The organism is Kluyvera cryocrescens NBRC 102467, from assembly GCF_001571285.1.
In the GTDB taxonomy this organism is placed as follows: domain Bacteria; phylum Pseudomonadota; class Gammaproteobacteria; order Enterobacterales; family Enterobacteriaceae; genus Kluyvera; species Kluyvera cryocrescens.
In genome coordinates, this window is record NZ_BCTM01000013.1 from 73,028 (window position 1) to 90,479 (window position 17,452).

Below are 17,452 nucleotides of genomic sequence, written 5' to 3' on the forward strand. Positions count from 1 at the left end.
CTTTTTCGCCCCATATTTCCTGCACAATTTTGTGAAGAATGGCTGCTATCGATGTATCAGGGGATTGCGCGATGCAGGAATTCACGTTTTATACCCGTGCGGATGAACGGACCCTTTACTGCTACTACGTTCGGCAGTACGACTCCGTTTTCTATGTGACCATCAGCCAGATGAAAAACGATACCGAGATGGAATATCTCGGTCAAAAGGAGTTGCGGAATATCACCCGCCATGAGGTGTTACAGGAGTGTTTGTCACATTGTCGACGTAGAGCTTCGCGTCAGCCAAAATCCTGGCGGTTCGTCATGGTGAGCTGGATTGTGAATCGCGCGATGGGGCTTAGGAAGCGGGCAAGAAACTGAGCCCCACGGCTGGATAGCCACACTCGGGGCATTAATGATGATGATGGGGAACAGGCACCGGGTAGCCGTTTGCGGTATAGGTATTGTTGCTAAAGGTGCCTGGGCTATAAACCTGGGTAATCGAACCGTCATTTTCGTCCGCTGAAAAACGGCTGAGCGCAGTGGTTTTGACCGTTGCGCTAGCCGCCACGGCCTCTGGTGATGGTTTCTCCTGAAAAGCCAGCGCGCTCGTTGAACTCAGAATCAGAGCAACGGTAAGAACGGGTAATGCTTTCATGATGAATGTCCGCGAGTTAGAGGTCACTCTAACGTTATCTGTCCGCCATCAAAAACGCCATGTGCTGTTACACACATGGCGTACTTTGTTACAGGTGGACAAGAAACAGCGTTACGCCGCTTGCGGCGGATAAAACGTTAGTCTGGCAACCACTCGCTGGCGGCAGCGCCGTTAATCCGTAGCTGACGTTTCTCCCCTGCAGGCAGCGTGACTTTCAGTGCTTTCCACGCCGGGCGGTAATCTCCGCGTGCGTTGACCTTCAGGTCGATAGTGCTGCCGGTGCAAACCATCTCCCAATCCAGCCACAGCGCATTGCCTTGCTGATAGCCCCAGGTTTCGCCGTCATCTTCAAACAGTTGGCCGGTGGTTGCGCCGACACCTTTTACCGGGAACAGCTTCAGTTCACGCTGGGTATCTTCAGCAGCGTTAACAAAGGAGATCCGCTCGCTCAGCGGCAGACCCGCGCCCGCGCGGACCAGCAGCGGCAGTTTCTCCAGCGGCGCGTCGATGACGATATGTTGACCGCCTGAGAACCACTCACCGGTATAGAAATCATACCAGCCGTGCTCATTGTCGGGCAGCCATACCGGGCGTTGGCGCTGGCCTTGTTCCACTACGCTGGCGACCAGCAGATCGCGACCCAGCAGGAAGTCATCGCACTCGGAGAAGGTTTTTTCATCGTGCTCGTGGTCGAGGAACGTTGGGCGCAGCATCGGCTCATCGTCGACGTGCGCCTGCCACAGTAAGGAGTAGAGGTACGGCATCAGACGATAGCGCAGTTCAATCGCTTCACGAATGCATGGGGTAATGGCTGGATACATCCACGGCTCGTTGACCGTATGGTCATCGTTCCAGGAGTGAATGGTAAAGCGCGGGTGCATCACCCCGTTTTGCACCCAGCGGACAAACAGCTCTGGATCCGGCTTATCGCCGGAGAAGCCGCCCACATCGTGACCCAGGTTGTACAGCCCTGACAGACTCATACCCAGCCCCATACGGATGTTGTAGCGCAGGGTGTCCCAGTTGGTGCGGTTATCGCCGCTCCAGGTTTGCACGTAACGCTGCATCCCGGCGCAGCCGGAACGGGAAATCAGGTACGGGCGTTTGTGTGGAGCAAAACGCTGCTGCGCTTCCAGCGAGGCGCGAATCATCAACAGCGGCATCACCGGACGAATGTGTTTGATAGCGATTTCGTGGCCAAAGCCATAGCAGCGGGCTTCGCCGTCCCACACTTCAAACTCGTTATTGTCGTTCCAGGTGGAGTCGATACCTTGCTCCAGCAGCTGCTGGGTCACACCTTCCTGCCACCAGGCCACGGTTTTCGGGTTGGTGAAGTCGAGGTGCGAACCCTCATCGTCCCAGAAGCTGGAACGTTCCGGACCGTCGCTTTCGGAGTCGCGGATAAAGAGCCCGCCCTTGGCCACTTCCTCGTAGCGCGGGTGATCCTGCAGCAGACACGGCTTGATGTTGGCAGCCAGATGCAGCCCCGCATCGTGGAATGCCTGGCTCATGACCTTCGGCTGCGGCACTTTGTCGTAGTTCCAGTTAAAGACGTAGCGCTTGCCGTTTATAGAGGTGTAGCCGGACGAGAGCTGGAATGAATCGCACGGGATCGCATGCTCGTCGCACAGGCGAATAAAGTTCATCAGCTGGTTTTGCGCGTCCGGCGCATCGGTGTAATGCATCGTCGAGCCGCTGTAGCCGAGGCTCCATTTTGGCCCAAACAGGGTTTTACCGGTCAGACGGACGAACGCTTTGGTCACATCCAGCACGCGCTCGCCGGTAAACAGGTAGTAATCGATATCACCGGCCTCGGCCTGCCAGCGGCGATAGGCGGTGTGATAATTATCAATTTCGTTACCCAGATCCAGCCAGCAGCTGCTCAGGTTATCGTAAAACAGCCCGAAGCTCACATCGTCACGGCGGGTGATGGTGAACGGAATATGTTTGTACAGCGGGTCGGTGCTGACGGCGTTATAGCCCATGGCATCAAGGTTGCGCATCTCGTAGCGCTTGCCGCCGCGCTGCAGGTCGCCCGCTTTATCGCCCAGGCCGTAGAAGCGCTCGTCCTTACGACGGCTTTGGTAGTGGGCTACGCCGTCTCCGTGGGCGTTGACCAAATAGGCGCTGGTCGGACGGTCGCTCACCAGCGGCTGCCATTGACCTTCGGCATTACGATAGTGCCACTCAATCCACAGCGGCTGGTGGACGGTGGCGCGCAGGGATTCGGTGGCGACCACAAGGGTGTCGTCCTGCTGAATGAGCGTCCAGCCGGGCAGGGTAAAGCCGCTGAGATCTTCGCGGTCGCGGCCTTCCCACGGAACATCCTGCTGTGGCGCGATGCTCCAGGTGCGATTCAGCGCCAGTTCGCCTTTGCGTTTTAGCAGCACGCGAAACAGATTTTCTTCCAGTACGTACAGACACAGCGTGTGCTGGCCATCAACGCACAGTTCGACGTGATGGGTTGACTGTTTTTGCAGGGTCCAGTTTTTCAGCGTTTTCATGTTTACATCCACTCTCAGGCGCGTTTTGCGCGACGTTCAGCAATAAAGGTGACCAGGAAGCAAGCGCCAATCAGGTCAAAGAAACCCATGGCGATAAATAATGGGTTGAAGCCGATTTTGTCGGCGGTCACCCCGATAATCAGGGAGAAAGCGAAGCTGGCGATCCACGCAGCGGACCCGCGCATGCCGTTGACGGTAGCCATCTGGCCTTTATCAAAGGACTCCACCACCAGGGCGCTGAGCATGCAGGAGATAATCTGGTGGCCAAAGCCGCCAATTGAGATCAGCGCAATGGCGACATACGGGTTATTGGTAAAGGCCATGGCTGCCAGCGAGATCATCAGGAACGCGCCGCTGACCGAGGAAGCCACGATGGAGTTCACGCGGGAGCAGCCGAACAGACGAACGTACAGTTTGGTCAGATAGCCGCTGGCAACGCTGCCAAGGTCGGCGGCGAGGAACGGTAGCCAGGCGAAGAGGGCAATCTGCTTCAGATCCATGCCATAGGCTTTAGACAGATACAGCGGCACCCAGAAACTCATCACCGCCCAGGCCGGTTCCGCCATAAAGGCTGGAATCGCGATGCCGTAGAAGCGTTTATTTTTACCGACGGTTTTCAGCGCGGTGAGGAACGGTAACTTGACCGCTGGTGGTTCATTATCCTGGCGAATGAATTCCAGCTCTTCTTTGCTCAGGTTCGGGTGTTTATCCGGGTTATGGTAGAACGCCCACCACAGCACCACCCATGCCGCAGCCAGCACGCCGGTGAACATAAATGCACCCTGCCAGCCGAACGAAGCGTGCGCGAAGTAGATAATGGGCGGTGCCAGCATCGCACCGATAGAGAAGCCGACGCCTGCCCAGCCAGCAGCCACCGGACGCTCGGATTTCGGGAACCATTCACCGATGGTTTTGGCGTTAGCCGGCGTGGCGGCCGCTTCTGCGCCACCCATAAAGAAGCGCAAAATTGCCAGATGCAGCCAGTTTCCGGCACCGGCGTGCAGCAGGCAGGTCAGCGCCCAAAGCCCGGCGCAAATCATAAAGCCAAGCTTCAGGCCGATAACGTCAATCAGCCAACCGCACAGCGGCTGGAAGAGGGTGTAGGCCAGCTGGAAGGCGCCGACGATCCAGGAATATTGTTCGGTGGTGATACCGAGGCTGGTTTTCAGTTCCGGGGCGAGGATCCCCAGCGAGTTACGGGTGATGTAGTTGACGGTGACGCCCAGTAAAAACAGGACCAGTACCCACCAGCGTAAGTTTTTGACTATTCGGCGCGGTTTACTCACGGCCATATCGTTATTGATACCCTGACTCATAGGGATCTCCACAGAAAGATGTAGGGAACGGTGGGGCAACTCGGTGGAGAGTTGTCACACCACTTTTTCTAATCATTTGATATTTATTTATTTTATTTTTACGGCCTTCCATCATTCTTGTATGGAAGTTGTTCTACCAATTCACAGTAGGCGACAACAAAATTCGAGGAAAGTGGGTTTTATGCACGTTTTTTCATGAAGGGCTGATATACATTACGCATACGTACTTAAAGCCAGATAAAACAGGGTTTTTAAGTCATGAAAATTCTTTCATTTCTGAATTAGATGCGGATCACATAATGGAAAAGAAGCTGAAAATCGCTGAAATCGCCGGGCGGACAGGGCTGTCTGCTAGCACGGTTTCCAGGGTTCTGGCAGGGAAGGCCAATACCAGCGCCCGGGCGCGCGAGCAAGTATTGGCCTGCGCCCGTGAATTAGGGGTGATGGACGGCCTGGCTGCGGGTCGTATGCTGCTGAATAATCTGATTATCTTTGCGCCACCCCGGGCCTTTGATGAACGTTCTGATATCTTTTACTATCGCGTGATCCAAAGCATTACCAAAGCCCTCTCCGCGCACGAGGTGCGTTTGCGCTATTGTCCGTTGGAGGAGAACGACAGCGACCCGTCGCTGTTCCTGTCACGCATGAATGAAGCGGAGACTCAGGCGGCGATCCTGCTCGGTATTGACGATCCGCATATTCACGATCTGGCCGCCGATCTCGGCAAACCCTGCGTGTTGATCAACTGCCGTGATGAACGCATGCGCCTTCCGGCGATCGCCCCGGATCATCGGATGATTGGCGCCTTTGCGGCCCGCTACCTGTTTGAGATGGGGCATCGTGAAGTGATGAATGTCATGTGCCTGCGCCGCTACACCATGGAGCAGCGGCTTGCGGGGATTAAAGAGTCGTGGCGGCAGCATAATCTGGTGTTTGAACATGAGCGCGATCTGCTCAATATCAGTAGCTTCAGCGCCAAAGGCGCAGAGGAAAAAGTTGGGCAGTGGCTGGATGCGTTAAACGGTCGGGCGATGCCGACGGCGTTTCTGGTCGGCGGCGATTTTATGGCCGCGGGTACCATCAATGCACTTAGCCAGCGCGGTCTGCGGGTGCCGCAGGATGTGTCGGTAATGAGCATCGATGGGTTTAACCTTGCGGCGATTGAAGATGTGCCGCTGACCGCCGTCCATGTGCCGCGTGATGAATTGGGCATTGAAGCGGTGCAGATGCTCCAGCAGCGCTTGATTCGTCCGGATGCACCGGTGGGGTCACTGCTGCTGCATGGTCGTCTGGCGGTGCGAGAATCGGTCAGGCGGGTGCGCCCGGGAAAAGGGCACACCGCCGTGGAACGCGAAGGACTGTACGACAATCAGACGTCGATACCCAGCGCGCGTTTACCGTGAATATTGAGGTCGGCAAGGGTAAAACGTCCTTGCCAGGTGGCTTCATAATCTTCCCGCGGGAAGTCCCCGGGCGACGCACCGCGTTCCAGCGCGGCTTTCACCTTATGTGCATAGGCGAGGTTTTTCGCGCACATCGGGGCGGCGGGAATGTACATCACGTTGCCCCATCCCTGCTGGTTATTCACCGGAGCGACGGAATGAATCACATCGCAGTGCCACCAGACGGAATCACCGGCCTGTAGCGCGGGAATCGAGGTCAGCGCGCTTATCAGCAGTGGGTGCCACTTCTCGGAAATCGGCAGCACTTTGCCCGGTGCGACGCCGCACAGTTCGTCATCCGGCACGTCATCAAGCAGCGGTCGCAGTAGCACGTAGGCCATGGCCTCCGGGATTGGCACGACGTGCAGTAGCCCCTGATCCGGGATCATATCGGACAGCGCCGTCCAGCCCTGGAAGGTGCGGAACACTGAGCACTTGGTGGTGTTGTCCACCGTATATTCTTCCACTTCGGTGCGATGCGCCGCGTTCCATGGATCGTACTGCTCGACGTTGCCGCTAAACACGCTGGCGAACACCTTCTGATAGGCCGGCAGCAGCCAGCGTTCCAGCGCGCCGGAGTCGGTGTGCGCGCCAAGTCCGTTGGACGTTGTACCCGGCGGCCGGCGGCGAATACGGTCCGGGTAAATCACGCTGATGTCTGGGTTAAACCATTGCTGGCCTTCGCTTTCCACCTGCCACAGGCGGTTTAAGAATGATTGCGCCTGCGCCATTTCCTCACTTTGCCGCGCCTGCATCTGCGCCTGCGACCAGTAGATCGGGTAGATCTCCGGGCGCGAGGCGTCGAGTGAGCCGAAGAAGCTGTCGCCGGGGCCTTGATAGACGTCGTCGAAACGGTTGAGGTCGAGGTAGTCGAGCATTGCGCGATCCCACGCCAGCGCCTGTTCGCGCGGGAAGTGGCCTTTGATGACCGCGCAGCCCCGGCGCTTCACTTCGGCGCGCGTTGCGTCGCTGACTTTCCCCGCGGCGATATCGGCAAATGGGATCACCGGCCATACCGGCTGCCCCTGCGCCTTCAGGGCATTAATTTCCGCCACTCGCGCTTCGATAATGGCGCTCAGACGGTCGAAAACCGCCTGGACATCGCCAATCTGCGCGCGCAGCGTCTGCTTCATTTGACGAATAGCCGCTTTCGGGTCGGCGGGCAGCGTTTCGTGGGTAAAGGTAATCGGCATATCAACCTCAAAATCTTTCATTCGAAAGTAAAATGAATTACAGGTGATACTTTAAGTTAAAATAAAGTTAATGCAAGTTTAAATTTTATGCGGCTTGAGGGCCGGGAAAGAGGGGCTAGGGGCGGGCAAATAAAGCAACGCCACCACCCGGCGATGTGCCCGGTGGCGCTGCATTTATCGAATCGGCAAAGGGGGGAATTAGAAGGGCGTTGTGCCATCCAGCACAGCCTGAATCACGTTCAGCGCGCCGTGGTGGTTGTTATCATCAGTCCGATAGTGGGCGATCTCTTTAATGCGGGAGGCGGCGTTATCCATGGCGAAGGAATATTTCACCAGCTTCAGCATTTCCGCATCGTTGTCGCTGTCGCCAATTGCCACACACTCCTGCGGCGAAACCTGCCAGCGTTTGAGCAGACGGCTGATACCGTTGGCTTTATGCAGGCCGGGGATAATCAGGTCTACAAAGCCAAAGCCGCTGGTCACTGGCTTCATGATACCGTCGAGCGAGACGTGCAGCTTATCGACCAGCTCTGGGATTTCGCTGTCCGGCAGATTCAGTGAGAATTTAAAAATCTTGTCGTCGATATCGTGATAGTTCGCCACACGCTTTAAGCGGTAGTAGTGCTTCGACATCAGCGCCACGAGATCGTCCGGCGCGCTATCGCTGATATAGGCGCTTTCAAGCCCACAGGCGACGAATTTCAGCTGCGGATCTTTCAGTAGCTCGGTGAACACCGTTTGCGACTCGTGGCGGGTCAGTTCACCGTGGAACAGTTCCTGGCCGTGCTCGTAGACCAACGCACCGTTTTCGGCGACATAGGAAATCCTGTCGCGGATCTCAGGGAAGAAGGTGATCAGCTGATAGTACTGGTTGCCGCTGGCGACGACGAATTCAATGCCACGCTGTTGAAGCTGTTCAAACTGCGCCAGAAACCGCGAACGGTCATAGGTTTTGGCGTCATTAAGAAAAGTTCCGTCCATATCTGTGACGATAACTTTAACGGTCATACGGGATGCTCCTGGGGTAAATCCGGCCAGCAGCAATTTAATTACAATGTGAGCTAAAGCACAAATTTAATTTCATTCGAAAGAAAAGCGGGGCGATTTAGCCCCTCTCCCGGGGAGGGAGAGGGGAAAGGACGAGTCCTGCGTTACAGCGTATGCTCGGTACGGGCGATAATATCGTCCTGGGCATCCGGCGACAGCGCGGTAAAGAAGGCGGAGTAGCCGGCAACGCGGACTACCAGATCGCGGTACTGGTCCGGATGTTTCTTCGCCTCAAGCAGTGTTTCGCGCGACACGATGTTGTACTGAATGTGCCAGCCTTTGTGCACCTCGAAGAAGGTACGCAGCAGCGCCATCAGCTTTTGCTTATCGCTTTCGTTTTCCAGCGTTGCCGGGTTCAGCTTCTGGTTTAACAGCACGCCGCCGAGAATCGCTGAGGTGGGCAGCTTACCGACGGAGCTTATCACCGCCGTTGGGCCGAGGTGATCGGTGCCGGAGGCCGGGCTTGCGCCTTCCGCCAGCGGGGTTTTCGCCTTACGGCCATCCGGCGTGGCCATGGTCTGGGCGCCGAATGGCACGTTGGCCGAAATGGACGACGTCCCCGCGTAGTAGTTGCCGCCAATCGGGCCGCGGCCGTAGCGCGGGTTGTGATACTGCTTCAACTCGTCGATATAGGTCTGGTAGGCGCGTGCCAGCAGGGTGTCGACGCTGTCATCATCATTACCGTACTTCGGCGCGCCGTTGATCAAGCGCTGACGCAGCTGCTCGTGAGTCAGGCCGTCGTAATCTTCTGCCAGCGCTTTTGCCAGCGCCTGTTGGCCAATCATGCCCTGATCGAAGACCAGTTTTTTCACGGCTGCCAGGCTGTTGCCGAGGTTGGCAATCCCCACCTGCAGGCCAGACACCCAGTCGTACTTCGCGCCGCCTTGCTTGATGCTTTTTGCTCGTTCGATGCAGTCATCCACCAGCGCGGAACACAGAATATCGTGCACGTTCTCTTCGAGCATGGTGTCGACCACGTATTCAATCTCAATCGACTTCCGGGTGTAGTAACGAATCTGGCGATCCCAATCAGCCAGCATCTGTTCGAAGTTGGCAAAGTTACCTTTCGACAGCGCATGCTCCTGCGGCAGGAACACCTGGCCGCTGGTGGCATCGCGGCCGCCTTCCATCGCCGCCAGCATCACGCGGGCGAAGTTGATAAAGCTCATGCCGGTGCAGCGGTAGCCCCACTTGCCGCCGACGGCGGTTTCAATACAGCCGATCGCCGCGTAGTCATATGCGTCTTCCGGCTCTACGCCCAGTTTGATGAATTCAGGAATCACAATTTCATCGTTGTTAAAGGCCGGCATCCCGAAGCCGCAGCGGATCACCTGCACGCAGGCGTCGAGGAAGTCATTGCTCATCCCTGCATGGTAGCGCACGCTCAGGTTTGGTTGGGTGGATCGCAGGCGGCCGCAGGATTCGAGAATGGCGTAGGAAAGCGGGTTAACCGCGTCCTGCGCTTCGCCGTTAACTAATTTCTGTCCGCCGATGGTGACGTTTTGGTACAGCGGGCTGCCGGCAGAGGCTTTTGAATGCGAACCGGAGCGAATTTTGTTCACTTCCAGCAGCTTCAGCCAGCAGCTGTGCAGCAGCTCGATGGCCTGTTCACGGCCCAGCGACTGCTCCAGCTCAACGTCGCGGCGGTAGAACGGGTACAGATACTGGTCCATACGGGCGAACGATACCGAGTGGCCGTTGGACTCAATTTGCAGAATCAACTGGATGAAATAGCACAGCTGTAGCGCCTGCCAGAAGGTTTTCGGCGGCTGGTGGGCAATGACATTGCAGTTTTCCGCCATTGCCAACAGTTCGTCACGGCGGCTTTCACGGATCTCTTCGGCGGCCATTTGGCGCGCCAGCTCGGCGAAGCGCACGATATGCAGGCTGACCGCGTCGAGCACGATATCAATCGCTTTCAGGAACTGGTCGCCGTGCAGATCGTCCAACACCGTCAGGTTAATGCGGGTGCGGCGTTCGGCGACTTTCGCGCGCATGCCGTCGAGCCCTTTCTCCAGCAGCAGCGGGAAGTTAACCGCCAGGTGGGCGTCGCCGGAGGTCATATTGCCTTCAGCTTTGATGATACCGGTGGCCAGCAGCGCTTTTTGCTCGTCGGTAAACATCCCGTAGCAGCGGTCCTGCACGGTCTGGCCGCGCCACCACGGGCAGACTTCATGCAGCACGCGCTTGTTCTCTTCGCTGACGGCAAACCCGGCTCCCGGGCGATCGGCTAAATCATCAATCTCTTTTTCGATCCAACTGACGGTATATTCCGGGAAGATCGGCGCGGCGCGAACTTCGCTGGCCTGGTTGCCAATAATCAGCTCGTCGTGTTTTATCCAGATGGTGCGTTCTGCCAGATGATGGGCCAGCGCTAGCGCACGGCGCACCGGAATCGGCTTATCCATGTGCTGCTGGTAGGCTTCGGTATAGTGGCGCGCGCGTTCGGTACACACCGGCGGCTTAACGATATGCACCAGCGCGTTTTTGTGGGCCTGAATGCGGGCGGTTAATTTATCGAGAGTCAGCGTGGTCATCAGTTTTATCCTCGTAGTGTCGCCGTTAACCCATGTTCATGAGCGTACCGTTGGGCGAAATCCAACAGCGCTGGGTCGTTGAGCGGCTTATCGGGTGCAAAGTAGGGTTGGCCGAGCAGCGCATACTTATTGATGCCCAGCGTGTGGTACGGCAGAAAATGAATATCGCGCACGCCGGTAAGCTGCCCGGCGGCAAAATCGGTAATCGCTTTAATCGACGCTTCGTCGGCGTTAAAGCCCTGAATCAGCGGGACGCGCAGGGTTATCTGTTTCCCGGCGGCGGACAGGCGCTTGAGATTATCGAGCACCCGTTTGGCAGACCCATCGGTCCACTCTTTAAAGAGCGCGTCATCCACGTGTTTTAAGTCGGCGAGAAACAGGTCGATATAGGGCAGTGCCGGCTCCAGGTAGCGCCATGGCACGTGCAGGCAGGTTTCCACCGCCGTATGGATTCCGTTTTCATGCGCACTTTTCAGTAGCTGGAGCGCCAGCTCTGGGTTCATAAACGGCTCACCGCCGGACAGCGTCATGCCGCCGCCGCTGCGTTCGTAGAATGGCTTGTCGCGCAGCACGGTCGCCATGATCTCGTTGGCCGACTTTTCCTCACCGCAGATGCTCAACGCCTGGGTTGGGCAACACTCGTTGAGAGCTCGGAGCGAATCGTCATTCAGCCTTTCCCGATGGATAACCAGACCGTTTATCATCCGTTCGATGACCTCTGGCGCGGCTTTCTGGCACAGATCGCAGCCGTCAAGACACAGGCGGGGATCAAACAGAAGATCTTGTTGCCGGGCGCGGCTTTCTGGATTCTGACACCAGCGGCAGCCAAGCGAGCAGCCTTTCAGGAAGACAACGGTGCGGATGCCTGGACCATCATGGGTGGAATAGCGCTGAATGTTGAAAATCATAATAAGCCCTCTACTTTCGTATAAAGATTTAAATACTTTCGAATGAAAGTTATTTTGACGTGCGTCAACTTAAGCAGAGGTTTTGCTGTGGTAGTGTTAATCCATGCTCAATATCACGGTTTAAGGACACATCATGGAACTCTATCTCGACACTTCAGACGTCGCAGCGGTAAAGAAGCTGGCGCGAATCTTTCCGCTGGCGGGCGTCACGACCAATCCCAGCATTGTGGCGGCAGGCAAGAAACCGCTGGATGCGCTGCTGCCTGAGTTACTTGATGCCATGGGCGGCAAAGGGCGTTTATTTGCCCAGGTGATGGCGACCACCGCCGACGGCATGGTGGCCGATGCGCATAAGCTGCGGGCGATTATTCCCGATCTGGTGGTGAAGATTCCGGTCACGGCAGAAGGGTTGGCGGCGATTAAATTGCTGACTGCCGAAGGCATTCCGACCCTGGGCACTGCGGTGTACGGCGCGTCGCAGGGGCTGCTCTCCGCGCTGGCGGGGGCCGAGTATGTGGCGCCATACGTCAATCGCCTGGATGCGCAGGGCGGCAACGGTATTCAGACCGTGTGCGAATTGCAGGATCTGCTGACTCTGCATGTTCCGCAGTCAAAAGTGCTGGCGGCGAGTTTTAAAACCCCGCGTCAGGCGCTGGATTGTCTGCTGGCCGGCTGTCAGTCGATTACGCTGCCGCTGGATGTCGCGCAGCAGTTAATCAGCAGCCCGGCGGTCGATGCGGCGGTGGCGAAGTTTGAGCAGGATTGGCAAACGGCGTTTGGTCGTACGTCGCTGTAAACGGGTTTGTTTTCCCTCTCCGTCAAGGAGAGGGAAAAGACGGCTAGGCCGAAGGCTAGCCGCACACCTCGCAGGTCGGGTTACGCATCAATTTCATTTCTCTGAACTGGCAGCGCATTGCGTCATACATCACCAGCTTTCCGGCAGCCGGCGTGCCGTAATGGGCCAGCACTTTGATCGCCTCCATCGCCTGCATCGCGCCAATCACTCCGACCAGCGGCGACATGACGCCTGCTTCGACGCAGGTGAGCGCATTCTCCCCGAACAGACGGCTCAGACAGCGGTAACACGGCTCGCCTTCCTGATAGGTAAAGACCGAAATCTGGCCTTCCATGCGAATCGCCGCCCCTGAGACCAGCGGTTTCTTATGCTGGAAGCAGCCGCGATTAAGCTGGTTGCGGATAGTTACGTTGTCGGTGCAGTCGAGCACTAAATCCTGTTCGCCAATCAGCGCCGACAGCGCCTCTTCCTCGAGCAGCGCATTGAGGGTTACCAACTCAACGTGCGGGTTAATCCGCGCCAGCGCCTCGCGCGCGGAGTCTACTTTCGGCTGACCGATGGTGGCATCGCTGTGCAGCGTCTGGCGTTGCAGATTGGAAAGCGCGACGGTGTCAAAATCCAGCAGCGTCATCTTCCCCACGCCTGCCGCCGCCAGATATTGCGCGGCGGCGCAGCCCAGCCCGCCCAGTCCGACAACCAGTACGCGCGAGGCCTTCAGCGCTTCCTGGCCGTCGAAATCAAAGTCGCGCAGGATGATTTGCCGGTTGTAGCGCAGCATCTCGCTGTCGCTAAGCTCTACGGCCATTACAGGCCACCCAGCAGATGGTTGAACGGCTCAACTTCAACCCATTCACCCGCTTCCACGCGACCGCGTTCGCGCTCCAGTACGATAAAGCAGTTGCCCTGGCTAAAGGAGCTGAAAATGTGCGAGCCCTGATGGCCGGTGGTGGCGACGGTGAGTTCACCGTTTTCATTGCGGGTCAGCAGACCGCGCTGGAAGTCGAGACGACCTGGAGACTTTTTCAGCACGTCCGTGGTACGCACGCGCAGGCGCGGAGCCTGAGTGGCGGCGCTACCGGCGCTCAATTTTGCCAGCAGCGGCTGCACCAGTTGATAGAAGGTTAATGCGGCAGAGACCGGGTTGCCCGGCAGGCCGCAGAACCAGCTATGGCTGAGCTTGCCGAAGGCGAACGGTTTACCCGGTTTAATCGCCAGCTTCCAGAAGCTGATTTCGCCCAGCTCATCGAGGATGGTTTTGGTGTAGTCCGCTTCACCAACGGAAACGCCGCCGGAGCTAATCACTACATCTGCCAGCTTGTCGGCTTCGATAAAGGTCTGTCGCAGCTGTTCCGGGTCATCGCGAATAATGCCGAGGTTAATAACTTCGCAACCGAGCTGCTCGAGCATCAGATGCACCGCCAGACGGTTGGTATCGTAGATTTGTCCATCGCCCAGCGGTTGGCCTGGGAGCTGGAGTTCGTCGCCGGTGGAGAACAGCGCGACGCGGATTTTGCGCACCACGCTAACTTCCGCGATGCCCAGCGAAGCCAGCACCGGTAATTCGGCCACCGTCAGGCGCGTCCCGGCAGGGAAGACCACCGCGCCATCGGCAATATCCTCACCGCGACGGCGAATATTTTGCCCGGGCTTCACGTTGGCAATAAAACGGATGCCGGCGTCGGTTTGCTCGGTCTCTTCCTGCATCACCACCGCGTCGCAGCCAGCCGGAACCGGTGCGCCGGTCATAATACGAATGCAGGTGCCCGCAGGCCATTCACCGTGGAACGGCTGCCCGGCGAAGGCTTTCCCCGCGACCGCCAGCGGCGTTTGCGCGGCGATATCAGCCAGACGCACCGCATAGCCATCCATTGCCGAGTTATCAAAACCCGGTACGTCCAGTGGAGAGGTGATATCGCTGGCGGTAATGCGGCCAAACGCCTGCAGCAGAGGCACCGACTCGCTGTCGTGTAGCGGGGTTATCTGGTTAAGCATTTGCGTTAGCGCGGTATCAAGCGGTATCAATCCGGCGGTAAAATCCATGGGTAAACTCCTGCGGGAAACGTTCGAATGCGCACATTATGGCAGAAAAGCCCCGCAGACTGTATGCCACCTGTGGTGTACCTTGTACGGCCTGAAGTATTGAGTTGATGATTTCCGGATGCTCTTTCTATATTCAAAATTGATATAGGAGCAGAGCCACTATAATGATATTTATAAATAAAATGACCTAAGGGATAGCGAATGGGCAAGGCAGTCATTGCGATTCACGGCGGGGCGGGGGCCATCAGCCGCCAACAGATGTCGGCGCAAAAAGAGCACGAGTACGTGACGGCGCTGTCCGATATCGTCGAAAGCGCGCAGAAAATGCTGGAGTCCGGAGCCAGCGCGCTGGATGCGGTGACCGAAGCGGTGCGCCTTCTGGAAGAGTGTCCACTGTTTAACGCGGGCATCGGTTCAGTTTTTACTGCGGCGGAAACCCATGAGCTCGACGCCTGCGTGATGGATGGTCATTCGCTGCAGGCGGGAGCCGTTGCCGGAGTGAAACACCTGCGTAATCCGGTGCTGGCAGCCCGGCTGGTGCTGGAAAAAAGCCCGCATGTGATGATGATTGGCGAAGGCGCTGAAGCCTTTGCTGAAGCAGAAGGCATGGCGCGGGTGGACAACGCGCTGTTTTCCACCGATATGCGTTTTCAACAGCTGTTGGAGGCGCGCAGCCATGGCCAATTTATTCTCGACCATGATGCACCGCTTGATGAGCGGCAGAAAATGGGCACCGTAGGGGCCGTGGCGCTGGACGTTAACGGCAACCTGGCGGCCGCCACATCCACCGGTGGGATGACCAACAAACTACCGGGCCGGGTCGGCGATAGTCCGCTGGTGGGGGCGGGATGCTATGCCAATAACGCCAGCGTTGCCGTCTCCTGTACCGGCACTGGCGAAGTGTTTATTCGCACGCTGGCGGCCTATGACATCGCGGCCTTAATGGAGTATGGCAATCTCAGCCTGCTCGAGGCCTGTGAGCGCGTGGTGATGGAGAAACTCCCGGCGCTCGGCGGCAGCGGTGGATTGATTGCCATTGATCGTGAAGGCAACGTCGTGCTGCCGTTTAACAGCGAAGGTATGTATCGCGCCTGGGCCTATGCCGGCGATACGCCGACCATTGGTATTTACAAGGAATAGAAGGAGCTACCGTGCCGCATTCCGATGAGCTTGCTGTTTCTCAGGTGCTGAGCGTTCAGAACCTGAATGTCGCCTTTCGTCAGGATAAACAGTCCGTTGGCGTCGTACACCAGCTCTCGTTTCATCTTAATCGGGGCGAGACCCTGGCGATTGTCGGCGAATCAGGTTCGGGGAAATCGGTCACCGCGCTGGCGCTGATGCGTCTACTGGAGCAGGGAAGCGGGCAGGTCTCCTGTGAGCAGATGCTGCTGCGTCGGCGCAATCGTGAGGTGGTTGATCTGCTGGAGCAGACCCCAGCGCAGATGCGTGGCATCCGCGGAGCGGATGTGGCGATGATTTTCCAGGAGCCGATGACCTCACTGAATCCGGTGTTCACCATCGGCGAGCAGATTGCCGAGTCGATTCGCCTGCACCAGGGGCTCGGACGGGAAGAGGCGCTGGCTGAAGCCAAGCGAATGCTCGATAAAGTGCGCATTCCAGAAGCGCAAACCATGCTCTCACGCTATCCGCATCAGCTCTCCGGCGGGATGCGCCAGCGGGTGATGATCGCCATGGCGCTGTCGTGCCGCCCAGCGGTGCTGATCGCCGATGAGCCGACCACCGCGCTGGATGTCACTATCCAGGCGCAAATCCTCCAGCTTATCGACGTGCTGCAAAAAGAGATGTCGATGGGCGTTATTTTTATCACCCATGATATGGGCGTCGTGGCGGAAATAGCCGATCGGGTGCTGGTAATGCACCAGGGTAACGCGGTGGAGACCGGCAGCGTCGAGGCGATTTTCAACGCTCCTCAGCACGCCTATACCCAACGCCTGCTGGCGGCGGTGCCCCGGCTGGGCGCGATGCGCGGCAGCGATTTTCCGCAGAGTTTTCCCGAACTCAACGCGCCGCACATTGCGCCGCAGCGGCAAAATACGGTGGTGGAAGGCAAACCGATTCTCCAGGTTCGGGACCTGGTGACCCGCTTCCCGCTGCGCGGTGGATTATTAAACCGCGTGACCCGGGAGGTCCATGCGGTGGAAAACGTCAGTTTTGACCTCTGGCCGGGAGAAACGTTGTCGCTGGTCGGCGAGTCAGGCTGCGGGAAATCAACCACCGGGCGCGCGCTGCTGCGGTTGGTGGAATCGCAAAGCGGGACAATCACTTTTAACGGCGAGCGGATTGATACGCTTTCAGCAAACCAGCTTCAACCGCTGCGTCGCGACATCCAGTTTATCTTCCAGGATCCTTTCGCCTCTCTCGACCCGCGGCACACGGTCGGTTTCTCGATTATGGAACCCCTGCGTATTCACGGCGTGCTGGAAGGCGAGGCGCTTCAGCAGCGCGTCGAGTGGCTGTTGCAGCGCGTGGGCCTGCTGCCGGAACATGCGTGGCGCTATCCGCATGAGTTCTCCGGCGGGCAGCGCCAACGCATTTGCATCGCTCGCGCCCTCGCGCTGGAGCCGAAGGTGGTGATTGCCGATGAATCCGTGTCGGCGCTGGATGTCTCTATTCGCGCGCAGATCATCAATCTGCTGCTCTCCTTGCAGCGGGAAATGGGCATTGCATTTCTGTTTATTTCCCATGATATGGCGGTGGTAGAACGTATTAGCCACCGCGTGGCGGTGATGTACCGCGGGCGCATTGTGGAAATCGGCCCGCGTCGGGCTATCTTTGAAAATCCGCAGCATCCCTATACGCGTAAGCTACTGGCCGCCGTGCCGGTGGCCGATCCCGCGCATCGTCGCCCGCAGCGCGTGCTGCTGTCGGATGAGCTACCGGGGAATATCTATCGACGGGGCGAGGCGATCGAACCCGTTCATTTGCAGCAGATCTCGCCGGGGCACTATGTGGCCCGCGAACCAATAAGCAGTGCGCTAAGAGAGCCGAAATAATTCGTGTGACATCATG

Annotated in this window: 14 protein-coding genes; 5 read left to right on the forward strand and 9 right to left on the reverse strand. The window is 57.6% G+C overall.

Annotated features, from left to right (window positions below; all coding sequences use genetic code 11):
• Window positions 1-71: 71 nt before the first annotated feature.
• Window positions 72-362, forward strand: a complete 291-nt coding sequence (locus KCR01S_RS10790; RefSeq protein ID WP_061282754.1) for a hypothetical protein — start codon at window positions 72-74, stop codon at window positions 360-362.
• Window positions 363-393: 31 nt separating this feature from the next.
• Here the strand turns inward: KCR01S_RS10790 and KCR01S_RS10795 are convergent, their stop codons facing one another.
• From KCR01S_RS10795 to KCR01S_RS10805, 3 genes are all read right to left on the reverse strand, one after another.
• Entirely contained in the window at window positions 394-639 is a 246-nt protein-coding gene (locus KCR01S_RS10795; protein ID WP_061282755.1) for a hypothetical protein, read from the reverse strand.
• Between the two features lie 137 nt (window positions 640-776).
• A complete protein-coding gene (locus KCR01S_RS10800; protein WP_061282756.1) occupies window positions 777-3,143 on the reverse strand; it encodes a glycoside hydrolase family 31 protein in 2,367 nt (788 codons plus the stop codon).
• Window positions 3,144-3,157: 14 nt separating this feature from the next.
• Window positions 3,158-4,459, reverse strand: coding sequence for an MFS transporter (locus KCR01S_RS10805; RefSeq protein WP_052284248.1), 1,302 nt, complete (start codon window positions 4,457-4,459; stop codon window positions 3,158-3,160).
• A gap of 299 nt (window positions 4,460-4,758) precedes the next feature.
• Here KCR01S_RS10805 and KCR01S_RS10810 point away from each other — a divergent pair, with 299 nt between their 5' ends.
• Window positions 4,759-5,862 carry a LacI family DNA-binding transcriptional regulator gene (locus KCR01S_RS10810; RefSeq protein ID WP_061282757.1) on the forward strand — a complete coding sequence of 368 codons (1,104 nt, stop codon included), beginning with the start codon at window positions 4,759-4,761 and terminating at the stop codon, window positions 5,860-5,862.
• Here the strand turns inward: KCR01S_RS10810 and KCR01S_RS10815 are convergent.
• The 4 genes from KCR01S_RS10815 to KCR01S_RS10830 form a co-directional block, all read right to left on the reverse strand.
• Entirely contained in the window at window positions 5,829-7,094 is a 1,266-nt protein-coding gene (locus KCR01S_RS10815) for a DUF1479 domain-containing protein (RefSeq protein WP_061282847.1), read from the reverse strand. The two genes, KCR01S_RS10810 and KCR01S_RS10815, sit on opposite strands and share 34 nt — an antisense overlap.
• 198 nt (window positions 7,095-7,292) lie before the next feature.
• Window positions 7,293-8,102: a Cof-type HAD-IIB family hydrolase gene (locus KCR01S_RS10820; RefSeq protein WP_061282758.1), complete on the reverse strand. Its 810-nt coding sequence runs from the start codon at window positions 8,100-8,102 to the stop codon at window positions 7,293-7,295.
• 143 nt (window positions 8,103-8,245) lie between these two features.
• Window positions 8,246-10,678: a formate C-acetyltransferase/glycerol dehydratase family glycyl radical enzyme gene (locus tag KCR01S_RS10825; protein ID WP_061282759.1), complete on the reverse strand. Its 2,433-nt coding sequence runs from the start codon at window positions 10,676-10,678 to the stop codon at window positions 8,246-8,248.
• Between the two features lie 5 nt (window positions 10,679-10,683).
• A complete protein-coding gene (locus KCR01S_RS10830; protein ID WP_061282760.1) occupies window positions 10,684-11,586 on the reverse strand; it encodes a glycyl-radical enzyme activating protein in 903 nt (300 codons plus the stop codon).
• Window positions 11,587-11,719: 133 nt separating this feature from the next.
• On the opposite strand from KCR01S_RS10830, the gene fsa reads away from it, so the two are divergent.
• Window positions 11,720-12,382: a fructose-6-phosphate aldolase gene (gene fsa / locus KCR01S_RS10835; RefSeq protein WP_061282761.1), complete on the forward strand. Its 663-nt coding sequence runs from the start codon at window positions 11,720-11,722 to the stop codon at window positions 12,380-12,382.
• Window positions 12,383-12,437: 55 nt separating this feature from the next.
• On the opposite strand, the gene moeB is transcribed toward fsa, so the two are convergent.
• Complete coding sequence (gene moeB / locus KCR01S_RS10840; protein ID WP_061282762.1) at window positions 12,438-13,187, reverse strand: molybdopterin-synthase adenylyltransferase MoeB; 750 nt, start codon at window positions 13,185-13,187, stop codon at window positions 12,438-12,440.
• Window positions 13,187-14,422, reverse strand: coding sequence for a molybdopterin molybdotransferase MoeA (gene moeA, locus KCR01S_RS10845; RefSeq protein ID WP_061282763.1), 1,236 nt, complete (start codon window positions 14,420-14,422; stop codon window positions 13,187-13,189). Before moeA ends, moeB begins: the two co-directional genes overlap by 1 nt.
• A 201-nt stretch (window positions 14,423-14,623) precedes the next feature.
• Between moeA and iaaA the strand changes: the two genes are divergently transcribed.
• Together iaaA and gsiA are read left to right on the forward strand one after the other, a co-directional pair.
• Window positions 14,624-15,562, forward strand: a complete 939-nt coding sequence (gene iaaA, locus KCR01S_RS10850; RefSeq protein ID WP_061282764.1) for a beta-aspartyl-peptidase — start codon at window positions 14,624-14,626, stop codon at window positions 15,560-15,562.
• An 11-nt stretch (window positions 15,563-15,573) separates the two neighbouring features.
• Complete coding sequence (gsiA, locus tag KCR01S_RS10855) at window positions 15,574-17,436, forward strand: glutathione ABC transporter ATP-binding protein GsiA (protein ID WP_061282765.1); 1,863 nt, start codon at window positions 15,574-15,576, stop codon at window positions 17,434-17,436.
• The last annotated feature ends 16 nt before the right edge of the window (window positions 17,437-17,452 follow it).

Coding starts and splice junctions, on each gene's coding strand:
- KCR01S_RS10790 (WP_061282754.1), top strand. CDS start 72: ATGCAGGAATTCACGTTTTATACCCGTGCGGATGAACGGACCCTTTAC.
- KCR01S_RS10795 (WP_061282755.1), bottom strand. CDS start 639: ATGAAAGCATTACCCGTTCTTACCGTTGCTCTGATTCTGAGTTCAACG.
- KCR01S_RS10800 (WP_061282756.1), bottom strand. CDS start 3,143: ATGAAAACGCTGAAAAACTGGACCCTGCAAAAACAGTCAACCCATCAC.
- KCR01S_RS10805 (WP_052284248.1), bottom strand. CDS start 4,459: ATGAGTCAGGGTATCAATAACGATATGGCCGTGAGTAAACCGCGCCGA.
- KCR01S_RS10810 (WP_061282757.1), top strand. CDS start 4,759: ATGGAAAAGAAGCTGAAAATCGCTGAAATCGCCGGGCGGACAGGGCTG.
- KCR01S_RS10815 (WP_061282847.1), bottom strand. CDS start 7,094: ATGCCGATTACCTTTACCCACGAAACGCTGCCCGCCGACCCGAAAGCG.
- KCR01S_RS10820 (WP_061282758.1), bottom strand. CDS start 8,102: ATGACCGTTAAAGTTATCGTCACAGATATGGACGGAACTTTTCTTAAT.
- KCR01S_RS10825 (WP_061282759.1), bottom strand. CDS start 10,678: ATGACCACGCTGACTCTCGATAAATTAACCGCCCGCATTCAGGCCCAC.
- KCR01S_RS10830 (WP_061282760.1), bottom strand. CDS start 11,586: ATGATTTTCAACATTCAGCGCTATTCCACCCATGATGGTCCAGGCATC.
- fsa (WP_061282761.1), top strand. CDS start 11,720: ATGGAACTCTATCTCGACACTTCAGACGTCGCAGCGGTAAAGAAGCTG.
- moeB (WP_061282762.1), bottom strand. CDS start 13,187: ATGGCCGTAGAGCTTAGCGACAGCGAGATGCTGCGCTACAACCGGCAA.
- moeA (WP_061282763.1), bottom strand. CDS start 14,422: ATGGATTTTACCGCCGGATTGATACCGCTTGATACCGCGCTAACGCAA.
- iaaA (WP_061282764.1), top strand. CDS start 14,624: ATGGGCAAGGCAGTCATTGCGATTCACGGCGGGGCGGGGGCCATCAGC.